Below are 12,075 nucleotides of genomic sequence, written 5' to 3'. Positions count from 1 at the left end.
TGCTTTATATTAATAAAACTTATTTTAAAAATATTATTTATTAAAATTAATCATTAAAATCTTATAATAAATTTAACATAGTACAGAAAGATTAATTTAAAAAAATTAGAAATCTATCTTAGTATAGAAAGATTAATTTAAAAAAAATTAAAAAGATGAGTTAAACTACTCATCTACATTTTTTCAGGTGCTGAAACACCTAAAATATCTAAAGCGTTTTTAATGGTTATTTTAGCTCTGTCAACTAAAATCAATCTGGTGTCTTCTACTTCAGAACCGATAACCTGTTCTGATTTGTAGAATCTGTTAAATGAACCGGCCAAGTCCTGGCAATATTGTGTAATGTTGTGAACTCTCTTTTTATTTGCACAATCTTCAACAACTTGCGGGAACTTAGCAATCTGTCTTATAAGGTCCTGTTCAGATTCATTTGGAACCCAGTTATCATCCACTTTTAAAGAGCTGATGTCTTTGCCGGCATTATCAAGTAATTTGCATGCTCTTGCGTGTGCGTATTGAATGGAAGCACAACCTCTCTCAAAGCTTAAAGCTTCATCCCATTTGAAAGTTAAGTGTTTTTCAGGGGACAATTTAGCAATGAAGAATCTTACTGCTCCAACACCAATTTCTTCAGCCATAGGTGCAATTTCATCTTCACTTAAATCCGGATTTCTTGATTTAATTTCATCACTAGCTCTTAATACTGCCTCATCAATTAATTCATCAACAGATACGAATTTACCCCTTCTTGTTGACATTGAACCTTCAGGAAGAGTGATGAATTCATAAAATATGACTTCAGGAGGAGTTTGCCTAAAAATTTCTTCAAAAATAACTTTAATCTGTTTTGCGGCCAGTTTATGGTCTGAACCTAAAATATCAAGTACTGTGTCTCCTAAAGTAGCTTTGTATTTGTGATAAGCCAAATCACGGGTAGAATAAAGGGAAGTTCCATTTGACCTTCTTAAAACAAATTCCTTTTCAATGTTAAAGTCTGTTAAATCAATGTATAAAACATCGTCTTCACGGGTAAATCCTTCTCTTTGGATGTAATATACCAAATCATCAACTTCACCGTTTCTGATAAATTGGCCTTCCCAGACAAAATCATCATGGACGATATTCATTCTCTGAAGTGATTCCTTCATTCCGGATATGCATTGTGATACAACGCTTTCAAAGACTTTGTTTAACTCTTCATCTTCACCTTTTTCGTACTTTTGGATTAATTCATCGACTTTAGCGTTTAAAGCTTCATCTTCTTCAACTGCCTTGTTTGCATCAAAGTACAGTTTTCCGATTTTGTGGTCAAGCTTTTCGCCTTCATAATCTTCGATTTTCAAACCGCATTCGGTAATACCGCAGACAATAATGGCAATCTGTCTTCCCATATCATTAACATAATATTGAGTTTCCACATCCCTTCCGGCTAAGCGTAAAAGTCTTGCAAGGGAATCTCCGAAAATGGAGTTTCTGATATGTCCGATATGAAGCGGACCGTTAGGATTAGCTGAAGTATGCTCAAGGATAATCTTTTCGCCATATTCCGGAAGCTGACCATAATTTTCATCAACTTTTTCCAAAAGCAATTTTGAAAATTTGGAATAATCTATAAAGAAATTCACATACGGTCCGAAGTTTTTGACTTCAGAAAAGATTTCCGGAACTTCAATTTTTTCAACTAAATCCTTTGCAACTTCCGGAGGGGAAGTTCTTAACTTTTTAGTTAATGCAAAAGCAATAGTGCTTGCAAGATCTCCTAATTTTGGATTTGGAGGGAATTCTAATTTAAAATTCCTGTCTATTTCTTCATCATATTGATCCAATGCCTTATTAATGGCATCGATAGCTTGTTTTTCAATTTCAAAATACATTAACTCACCTTAAATAATCATAAACCCCTTAACCAAAGGGAAAGATAACCAATTTTTGGAATAACTACCAGACTGTCGCCGAGCGTTACAACTCTCTCTTTAATCTGACTGGCTTCGACATAATACGGATCGGGACCGTTGTTATTGTCTCCCTTTATAAGATACATAGTAGTTCCGTTAATATCGACAATATTTATAATTCTGTGAATTACAGGCTGGTTAAACCATTTTGCGTCATATACTACAACATCCCCGATTTCAACATCTTTCGGGTCAAACTCATGGATTCCTAAAAAATCCGCCTTTTGAACAAGGACAATATCTCCTCTGTAAAATGCAGGTTCCATACTGCCTGAAACAACAACGTTTAAGTGTTGAGCGGCGATAAGAACTATTACAAGGATAATTATGTATGATGCAATTTCTTTATAATCAATTTCCATTATATTACCTTCTTCTTTTTCTGAAAGCTGCCTGAAGAGCTATTTCAATGGCATCTGAAGTTTTTTGCATATCCTCCATACTGTGTGCATTTGAAATAAAATTACATTCAAACTGAGATGGCGGAATAAATACTCCCTCTTTTAGCAATGCCTTGAAGTATCTTAAGAACTGTTTTCTATCGGATTTTTGAGCATCAGCATAGTTATAAACAGGTTCTGGATTGAAATAAATCTGAAACATTGAAGCAAGTCCGACCGGCTGGATATTGTATTCCTCATCCTCTATAATTGACTGGATGTTTCCTCTCAGGTAGTTTCCTTTCCTTTCAAGTTCCTTATAGAAAGCATCATCAAGCTGTGTTAAAGTGGAAATTCCCGCCTGAACGGAAACCGGATTTCCTGAAAATGTACCTGCCTGATAAACCGGACCGTTAGGAGCTATCAGTTCCATGATTTCTTTTTTTCCACAAAAAGCACCCATCGGAAGTCCTCCACCAACAATTTTACCTAATGTAGTTAAATCAGGAGTTACGCCATAATATTGTTGAGCTCCACCTCTTGATGCTCTAAAACCGGTGATTACTTCATCAAATATTAAAATAATATTATTTTCTTCTGTGATTTTTCTAATGAACTCTAAAAATCCTGGTTTTGGTTCTATGCATCCAACATTGCCCATGACCACTTCCATAATGATACATGCAATGTTTTCGCCTTCCTTTTCAATCAGTTCTGTTAGAGCTTCTTCATCATTGAACGGTACTGATAATGTATTTTTAGTGGTGTCAGCCGGAATTCCCGGACTGTCAGGTAGTGTTGCGGCACCGGATCCTCCTTTTACTAAAACATAATCATGCGCACCATGATATGCGCCTTCAAATTTAACAATTTTATCCCTACCTGTAAAACCTCTTGCAAGCCTGATAGCACTCATTGTTGCTTCGGTTCCGCTGTTACAGAATCTTACCATTTCAGCAGAAGGAATTCTGTCTACAACCTCTTTTGCAAGAGTTATTTCATTTTCAGTTGGAGTGCCGTAAGCGGTTCCAATAGTCAACTGATTTGAAACTTCCCTTACAACTTTAGGGTCTGCATGACCCAATATCAAAGGACCGTATGCAAGACAGTGGTCTATGTAGGTCTTGCCGTCCACATCAGTGATTCTGGACCCCCCAGCGCTTTTAACAAAAAACGGATAAGGCTTAAAAGCACGTACCGGAGAGTTTACTCCACCAGGAAAATAATTTTTAGATTCATTGAACAATTCTTCGGAATACATTTTATCACACTATAAATGTTGTATTAATGAATTTACACAAGCAACGGCAATTGGTGTTCCACCTTTAGGACCTTCAACGATAATGTTTGGAATATCGGAGTTATGTAATGCCTCTTTGGAATCGGCCGCTCCTACAAAACCAACCGGAACGCCTACAATAGCCTTAAGATTCATTTCACCTTTTGCATATAAATCCATTGCTTCAAAAACAGCAGTTGGAGCATTACCTGAAACTACAATTCCTTCAAAATCATTAGCCGCAGCATAACGCATTGCAGCAGCCGCTCTTGTAATCTGATTTTCTTTAGCTATTTTTACAACTTCTTCGTTTTTAATGTAACACTCAACTTCCCCCTCATATCGTGTAATACCATACTTGACCATGTTAATGTCTGTCAGAATGGTTTCCTTATTTTTAAGGGAGGCCATAGCTGCATCCACAAAATCAGAACTCATATGTACCAATTTAGCATATTCAGGATCGGCAGTTGAGTGAACAATTCTCTCAACGATGTCTCTTTCTATAGGTTTTAAGTCTTTGACATCATCACCAATAAGGCCACGGATAATCTCTCTACTTTTATTTGCAATATCCAGACCTTGCTTAGTTGATGCACCCATGAACATTTTGTCTGTCATATTATAACTATTGGTAAATATATCAGTTAAATATTTTGTTTTAATCAATACACCGTTTAGAATCAAAATCCAAAAATGACTTTTAAAACTTATCAAATACTCTCGAAAAATGTTTTAAAGAACCTAAAGTTTAAATATTACGTTTTTCTCAAAGCAATTTTACGTAATGAGTTCAACAAGCTTTATATAATTTTTAAATCATCTTTAATAACTATGAATATTGAATATTATAATAGAATTAGAGGTAATTAAAATGGCAAAAGCTATAGCACCAACACCAACATTAAAAGGAAAAGATACCAAAAGCTTTTTAAAAGAAATGAAAAGGCCAAAGAATAAAAATGAAAATAAAATCAAACAAAGAATCAAAAATAGTCGGCATGTTGATTTCTTTTAAACCCTAATTTTTTACTGATTGTCCGCCAACTGATTTTTGAATGTAAAACCTAGTAAATCTAATTGAGTAATTATAATTAACATCATTTAGCACTTGCTGACAATCCCGCCAGATATCCTGTAGAAAATGCGATTTTTAAATTATAGCCACCGGTCGGTCCATGAACATCAAGAACTTCACCGGCAAAATACAAATCAGAAATTAATGTTGATTCCATGGTTTTAGCATTGACATTTGACAAATCAACACCGCCAATTGTAACTTTAGACAAATCAGAATTAAATCCATTAATTTCAAAAGGAAATCTTTTTAAATTTTCTATTAATCTATTTTTACTTTTCTTGTTAATTCTTGATAGCTGAATCTCACCGTCCAAATCAAGTTCATCCAAAAAGAAATCTACAAACCTGTTTGTCAAAAACAGCTTCAGGTAATTTTTAAGCATTGTCTTTCCTTTGTCTTGGAAATCTCTGTTAAACTTATCATTTAACTGATCTCGTGAAAGTTCAGGACATAAGTCAATAGCTATCTCAAATTCAAAATCAGGATTATCATCTAATAAGTTATAAGTTATACTTTCAGAAATTAAATTGCTTAAATTTATAATTCCAGGACCTGTAAGGCCAACATGGGAAAACAGCACATTACCTTTGACTTTACTTTTCTTATAACTTATAACAACATCATATAATGTTGCACCGGCAATATCGGATAAATCTTTTTTGGTCAATAGGGGAACAAGCCCATATTTGATGTCAGTTAAAGGTTGTGAAGTTAGAGAATAATTTTTAATGCTGCATCCGGTTTGAGGGTATGTTATTCCACCAGTGGCAATTATGACCTTATCTGCCTTGATTTTATCGTTTATTATAAAACCTTGCCTAATCGATTCGACTTCAAAGTTATAACTTATAACAACATCATCGAGATATTCAGTTAAAACATTTAAAATGTCTAAAGACTTTTCAGTTTCTGGAAAAATCCTGTTGTCATCTTCCTGTATAAAACCTAATCCCTTATCCTGAAATAATGAAAATAAATCTTCATTTGTAAAAATATAAAAAGAGTGTTTTAAAAAGTTTTTTTGAGAATATGAATTCAATAGCTTTTTTATTGGCTTTAGATTGGTGATATTGCATCTTCCGCCACCAGTCATCAAAAGCTTGCGACCCAGTTTGGAATTTTTCTCAAGCAATATTACGCTGGATGAATTCCGGCTGGCGGCAATTGCAGCCATGATTCCTGCCGGTCCTCCACCAACAACAGCTATGTCATATTCTTCCATATTAATCTTAAAAAAAAGAAAGAAATTAAGGAGTTAATCTGTGTCTGTCTCTTGGGAAGAGAGCACATTCACGGATGTTTTCAGATCCGGTCATGACCATGGTCAATCTTTCAGCACCTACACCCCAACCTGCATGAGGAGGCATACCATATTCAAATGCTTTAAGATAAGTTCCGAATCCGTCCGGATTTAATCCTCTTTCTTCAATTTGTTTTACAAGTAAATCGTGTTGGTGTACACGAGTTGAACCTGAAGACAATTCCAAATTATTGTACATCAGGTCAAATGCATGAGAGTATTTTTCATCACCGTCTTTAGGCATTACATAAAACGGTTTGATAGCAGATGGCCATTCAGTCAAGAAATAGAATCCTCCCATTTCTTCACCCAATACCTTTTCAGCCTCACGGGATAAGTCTTCACCCCAAGGCATTTCAACGCCATTTGCATTAATGATGTCAACAGCTTCATCATAGGTTACATGAGGGAATTTTTCATCTGAAAGTTCCAGTTCATGGCCTAAAACTGCCAATTCATCACTGCATTTGTCATTGATGTCGTTTATGATTTGAACGAGCATTTTGTTTAAGACATTCATCATGTCAACATCATCAACAAAGGATGCTTCAGCATCTATTGATACCGCTTCGTTTAAGTGTCTTAAGGTATCATGCTCTTCTGCTCTGAAAATCTGACCTATTTCGAATACCTTGTCCATTCCACTGCCCATCATCATCTGTTTGTATAATTGTGGGGACTGTCCTAAGAATGCTTCCTTATCAAAGTAAAGAATAGGGAATAATTCTGTTCCTCCTTCAGTAGCTGAAGCTACGAGTTTAGGAGTGTTGATTTCATAAAATCCATTTTCATAAAAGAAGTCTCTTATAGAATGGAACATTTGACCTTTAATCTTGAAAATAGCTGAAACATTTTCTTTTCTGATATCTAAGAATCTTGAATCTAATCTTGTATCGATTCCTGCTTTAACCTTTTCTGTAGGATCCATTGGTAAAGGCTGATTAGCTAAGCTTAATAGTTTAATTTCTTTTGGTAAAATTTCAACACCGTTTGGTGCTTTAGGAGCTTCCTGTGCCATACCTTTGATTGCAACAACGGATTCTTTTCTTAATTCTCTTAATTCTTCCATTATGTTTTCATCTACTTTTTTACTTGGAGCAGTAATTTGTACTCTGCCAGTTACATCACGAATGATGACGAACATTATTCCACCGAAATCACGGATTTCGTGAACCCAACCCATTACAGTAATTTCTTCACCTGCAACTTCAGGATTGCATTGGCTGGCATAGTTGGTTCTTCTCCAATCTTTTAATAAACCTTGCAAATTATTCACCTCGAGGTTGTAAAAATAATTTAATTTTAAAAGAAAAATGATTAATACTTTTAAAAATAAGTGTTGTCTAAGTTTATAGAAACCTATAAACTACCGCCAGATTAGACAACTGTTTTAATTAACTGATTCTTCTGTTTTTAATAGAAGGTATTGAATATGAATAACTCATATTCTTAAATATAGTGTAGATTTACATAATATATAAAGTTTACCCGACTTGTTTAAAAATGGATATTTTAAAAAAATAAGCAATTATAATAGTCTAATAAGGTTGGGAAGAGTTACGCAAAACTTCCGGCTGACGGGCCTTGAAAAATCACGAACCAACCTTACAAAAACCAACTATCATACGAGACCATTCAATTAATTATTGAAATGTTTGACTATGACAATAATATCAAGAACAATCAAGACAATATCAAGCAAAATTAACAATTCGCTCAAAGCTACCCCCCATTAAAAAATAGGGGAAAAATATAATTTAATAACATATTAATCCCCAAATCAGTTAATAAAGTTGTTAATTTATCTATTACAAAATAAAATTAGATATAAAGTAATATAAATAGTTAATAAAGCTATAAATCAAAATTAAAATTGTTTTATCAATTTTAATTAAATTAAGAATATTGTATGAAAATAAAAAAAGTGATAAATATTAAAATTTATCTTCATCTAGAGTTTTAACTACTCTTGCAGGAGAACCTACAACAACAGCATAATCAGGAACATCCTTGGTTACGATGGCTCCGGCACCGACGATTGCATTTTCACCAACGGTAACGCCAGCCAAAATGCTTGCACCTGCACCAATCCAGGCTCCTTTTTTAATATGAATTGGTTTGCAGGTTAGAACCTGCCTGTCATATTCATCGTGATTGTTGGACAGCAATTGAACATTAGCTGCCATCAATACATCATCTTCAACTGTTATTCCGCCACGAGCCATTAAAAGAGAATTTGAATTGATGAATACGTTGTTACCTATTTTCATGTGTTCAAAAGCAGCACCGGCAATTGGAGCAACAACCATTGAGTTTTCACCAAGATTATCGCCAAATAATTCTTTCAATACTTCATTGTACTCTTCACTCATCGGCATTGTGTGATTGAGTTTAAAAACAGTTTGAGCTTGTTTTGCACCCAATTCCAACTCTTCGGGAGTCATCTCCCTCATGTCAACTCTAAATTCTTCCATAATATCACCTGCAAAGAATATTTTCCTATCAAATTATATAATCAAAAAAAGTATAATGTTGTCTAAGCTTATAAGCTAAAAAACTTATAAGCCACCATCCGAAAGACAACAGTTTATCCATTAACTTTGGTTTGTTATTAAAACCATGAATATGAAACCCATATTCATTAATATTATATTAAAAAACTAATATTTAAATTTATCTAACTAAACAAAAACCTAATAATTTTTGAAATAAATGATTATGAATTAATATTTTCATAAAATAAAAAAGAATGGGAAGAATTACGCAAAACTTCCAGCGGATGGGCCTTGAAAAATCACGAACCATTCTTTCAAAATTCAACTGCGATATTAGTCAAAATTACTAATCAAATAACTTAACTAATAAGTCAATGACAGCAATAATTACTAAAACTATTGTGAGAAGAATCATTATCTTCTCATACATTCTCTCCCCCCTATAATTAAAAAGAGGAAGATATTTTTGATTTTCAATAACTTCACCTTTATTAATGGATTAAGTTATTAATTCATCTATTGAAGAAAATATTAGAATATCAAACTATAAAAAAGTCTTAGAAAGTAGATTTACAAAATTAAAGTAGTTATGTAAAATTGTTCTAATAATGAAAAAATAAGAAAGGTTTATAAGAAGAAATAACTTATAAACACTATTTCAATCTTGTTTTAAATGAATTTGCATGAGCAAAAAATCCTTCATATTCAGCTATTGGAACTGAAGTTTTAGATAACTGCTCAAGACCTTCTTTTGTCAGTCTTTGAACTGTCGGCTTTTTAATAAACGCTTCAGTTGATAGTCCTGAATACATTTTTGCCCCTCCGCCGGTAGGCAGCACATGATTTGTTCCGGATCCATAATCTCCGGCAGCAACAGGTGAGTAGGAACCTAAAAAGATTGAACCGGCATTGTTTATGTGTGAAAGTGTTTCATCATCATCTTTAGTGGTTATGATTAGATGTTCGGGAGCATATTCATTTGTAACGTGAATAGCCTCTTCAAAAGTGTCAGTGATTATGATTTTTCCACTTTTGGATAATGATTCTTCAATGATTTCACGTCTTGGTGCAATCTCAGTTAACTGTTTGACAAATTCATCAGTCTTAATAGCTAACTCTTTTGAATCAGTTACCAAAAAGCATGACGCATTTGGGTCGTGTTCAGCCTGTGCCAAAATGTCAGTTGCCAAAAATTCAGGATTTGCAGTTTCATCAGCCAATATAAGAACTTCAGACGGCCCTGCCGGAAACTCAATATCTACTTGACCATAGACTAATTTCTTTGCGGCTGTAACGAATATATTTCCGGGACCAACAATTTTTTCAACTCGAGGTATGGATTCTGTTCCATAAGCAAGACCTGCAATAGCCTGAGCACCACCGACCTTATAAATTTCATCAGCACCTGCAATATCTGCTGCCACCAAAATGGCACCCAGAATCTTACCGTCCTTTTGTGGTGGGGTTACACATACAACCTTTTTGACTCCTGCGATTTTTGCAGGTATTACAGTCATCAATATTGATGAAGGATAGGCTGCCCTTCCTCCAGGTATGTAACATCCGGCTGAGTTGATTGGCCTTACGATTTGGCCTGCAACAACACCAGGGTTTACTTCCATTTCCCATTCGCTTGGAATTTGCTTTTTGTGAAATTTCTCAATGTTTGATGCTGCCTGTTTTAAAGCTGCAAGCAGTTCGTCATCTAAAGTATCGTAAGCCTCTTTGATTTCATCTTTGGATACTTTCAAATTTTCTATTGTAACACCGTCAAATTTTTCAGTATATTCTCTAATAGCTTTATCCTGATTGTTTTTAACATTGTCTAAGATATCAGAAACAATTTCTAAAACCTTGTTTACGTCTTCTTCGGATCTTTTAATAGTTTCAGTCAAATCAATATCTGAATAATTTAGTATATCCATTTTAACACTACCTTAAAATAGCTCCGGTATCTGCAGAGTGAACAAGTTTTTGATACAATGCCAACCATCCGTCAATGTCGCTTTCAGGGTGTTTGACTTCATTAAGCCTTTTTTCAATTTCCTCATCGCTCAGCTCCACATTGATTGACCTGTTGTTAATGTCAATTTCTATTATATCGCCATTCTGAATAGCTGCAATCGGTCCGTTTTCCATTGCTTCAGGTGATACGTGACCGATACAAGGTCCTCTGGTTCCTCCTGAAAATCTTCCATCGGTAATAAGTCCGACATCCTTGATGTTCATCCCTGCCAAAGCTGAAGTAGGGTTTAGCATTTCACGCATTCCAGGACCTCCTTTAGGTCCTTCATATCTGATTACGACAATGTCACCCTCGGTGATTTCATGGTCAAATATTGCTTTTGTTACATCCTCTTCTGAATCATATACTTTTGCAGGTCCCTTAAGATGCATCAGGTTATCTGCAACAGCACCTTTTTTAACTACACTGCCGTTTGGAGCGAGATTTCCTTTTAGGATAGCTATTCCACCGTCGGCATGTACAGGGTCATCAAGTGTATGAATTACATCGGTGTTTTTGTTTTCAACAGTCTTTAAGTTTTCCTCAATAGTTTTTCCGGTTACAGTCATCTGGCTGGTGTCGATTTTATCCCCTAATGTTTTTAAAACTGCCTGAATTCCGCCAGCAAGGTGCAAATCCATCATTGAGTCTTCACCTGCAGGAGAGATAAGTGCAATGTGTGGAACGTTTCTTGAAATTTCATCGAATAAATCCAAATCAACGCCAACGCCTTCAACTTCACTTGCAATAGCCGGAATATGCAATGCGGTATTTGAAGATCCGCCCAAAGCCATGTCAACTGCAATTGCATTGTTGAATGCTTCCTGAGTCAATATGTCAGAGGGTTTGATGTCATCTTCAACAAGTTTAATTATTTGTTTTCCGGATTCAAAGGCTATTTGATCATTTTCTTCTGTTCTTGCATGAGTTGTAGCGCATGTCGGAAGTGACAAACCAAATGTTTCGGTTATGCATGCCATGGTGTTTGCTGTAAATAAACCTGAACAGCTTCCTGCACCAGGACAAGCGCATTTTTCAAGCTCATAAACTTCCTCTTCTGACATTTTGCCAGCTGAATTTGCACCAACCGCTTCAAAAACGGTAATCAAATCAGCAGGTTTTCCTTTGTACTCGCCGGACTGCATCGGTCCTCCGGTAACAACAATACTTGGTACATCAACACGTGCTGCACCCATAATCATTCCAGGAACTACCTTATCACAGCTTGGAATCAGTACCAGTCCGTCAAATGCGTGGCCTTTGGTCATGCTTTCCACAGTTGCCGCAATGATTTCTCTTGACGGAAGGGAGTATTTCATACCTTCATGGTTCATGCTGATTCCGTCACATACTGCCATTGTATCAAATTCGAATGGAATACCTCCGGCAGCTATAATACCTTCTTTAACGAATTCAACCAATTCCTTTAGGTGGATATGGCCGGGTACGATATCTGTAAAACTGTTGGCTATTCCGATGAACGGTTTTTTAAAGTCTTCATCATCGAGTCCGCATGCCCTTAAAAGAGACCTGTGCGGTGCTCTTTGAATTCCTGTTTTTATACTATCACTTTTCATTTA

General features: G+C 35.3%; 10 protein-coding genes. 1 reads left to right on the top strand and 9 read right to left on the bottom strand.

The genetic code is table 11. The features are described 5' to 3' along the window. Window positions 1–173 precede the first annotated feature (173 nt). From argS to IJL02_RS07115, 4 genes are read right to left on the bottom strand one after another with little or no spacing between them, the layout of a single operon-like run. Window positions 174–1,874: an arginine--tRNA ligase gene (gene argS / locus IJL02_RS07130; RefSeq protein ID WP_292814001.1), complete on the bottom strand. Its 1,701-nt coding sequence runs from the start codon at window positions 1,872–1,874 to the stop codon at window positions 174–176. Window positions 1,875–1,891: 17 nt separating this feature from the next. Then, window positions 1,892–2,317, bottom strand: coding sequence for a signal peptidase I (locus IJL02_RS07125; protein ID WP_292813996.1), 426 nt, complete (start codon window positions 2,315–2,317; stop codon window positions 1,892–1,894). Between the two features lie 4 nt (window positions 2,318–2,321). Beyond that, window positions 2,322–3,596, bottom strand: a complete 1,275-nt coding sequence (hemL, locus tag IJL02_RS07120; protein WP_292813992.1) for a glutamate-1-semialdehyde 2,1-aminomutase — start codon at window positions 3,594–3,596, stop codon at window positions 2,322–2,324. A gap of 9 nt (window positions 3,597–3,605) precedes the next feature. Then, window positions 3,606–4,235: a cobalt-precorrin-8 methylmutase gene (locus IJL02_RS07115; RefSeq protein ID WP_292813989.1), complete on the bottom strand. Its 630-nt coding sequence runs from the start codon at window positions 4,233–4,235 to the stop codon at window positions 3,606–3,608. 253 nt (window positions 4,236–4,488) lie between these two features. On the opposite strand from IJL02_RS07115, the gene IJL02_RS07110 reads away from it, so the two are divergent. Continuing rightward, window positions 4,489–4,632 (top strand): hypothetical protein, encoded by a 144-nt coding sequence (locus IJL02_RS07110; protein ID WP_292813987.1) that lies wholly within the window; start codon window positions 4,489–4,491, stop codon window positions 4,630–4,632. A gap of 82 nt (window positions 4,633–4,714) precedes the next feature. Here IJL02_RS07110 and IJL02_RS07105 read toward each other — a convergent pair whose 3' ends face one another. From IJL02_RS07105 to ilvD, 5 genes are all read right to left on the bottom strand, one after another. Continuing rightward, complete coding sequence (locus IJL02_RS07105; protein ID WP_292813985.1) at window positions 4,715–5,917, bottom strand: aminoacetone oxidase family FAD-binding enzyme; 1,203 nt, start codon at window positions 5,915–5,917, stop codon at window positions 4,715–4,717. 25 nt (window positions 5,918–5,942) lie between these two features. Beyond that, window positions 5,943–7,262, bottom strand: a complete 1,320-nt coding sequence (gene aspS / locus IJL02_RS07100) for an aspartate--tRNA(Asn) ligase (RefSeq protein WP_292813981.1) — start codon at window positions 7,260–7,262, stop codon at window positions 5,943–5,945. A gap of 667 nt (window positions 7,263–7,929) precedes the next feature. Next, window positions 7,930–8,469: a DapH/DapD/GlmU-related protein gene (locus tag IJL02_RS07095; RefSeq protein ID WP_292813977.1), complete on the bottom strand. Its 540-nt coding sequence runs from the start codon at window positions 8,467–8,469 to the stop codon at window positions 7,930–7,932. Between the two features lie 674 nt (window positions 8,470–9,143). Further along, window positions 9,144–10,415, bottom strand: coding sequence for a histidinol dehydrogenase (hisD, locus tag IJL02_RS07090; protein ID WP_292813974.1), 1,272 nt, complete (start codon window positions 10,413–10,415; stop codon window positions 9,144–9,146). A 7-nt stretch (window positions 10,416–10,422) separates the two neighbouring features. Beyond that, complete coding sequence (ilvD, locus tag IJL02_RS07085) at window positions 10,423–12,072, bottom strand: dihydroxy-acid dehydratase (protein WP_292813970.1); 1,650 nt, start codon at window positions 12,070–12,072, stop codon at window positions 10,423–10,425. Window positions 12,073–12,075: the final 3 nt, after the last annotated feature.

The organism is Methanobrevibacter sp. (assembly GCF_017427765.1).
Taxonomy (GTDB): Archaea; Methanobacteriota; Methanobacteria; order Methanobacteriales; family Methanobacteriaceae; genus Methanocatella.
This window is presented reverse-complemented; position numbering and strand designations above follow the sequence as displayed.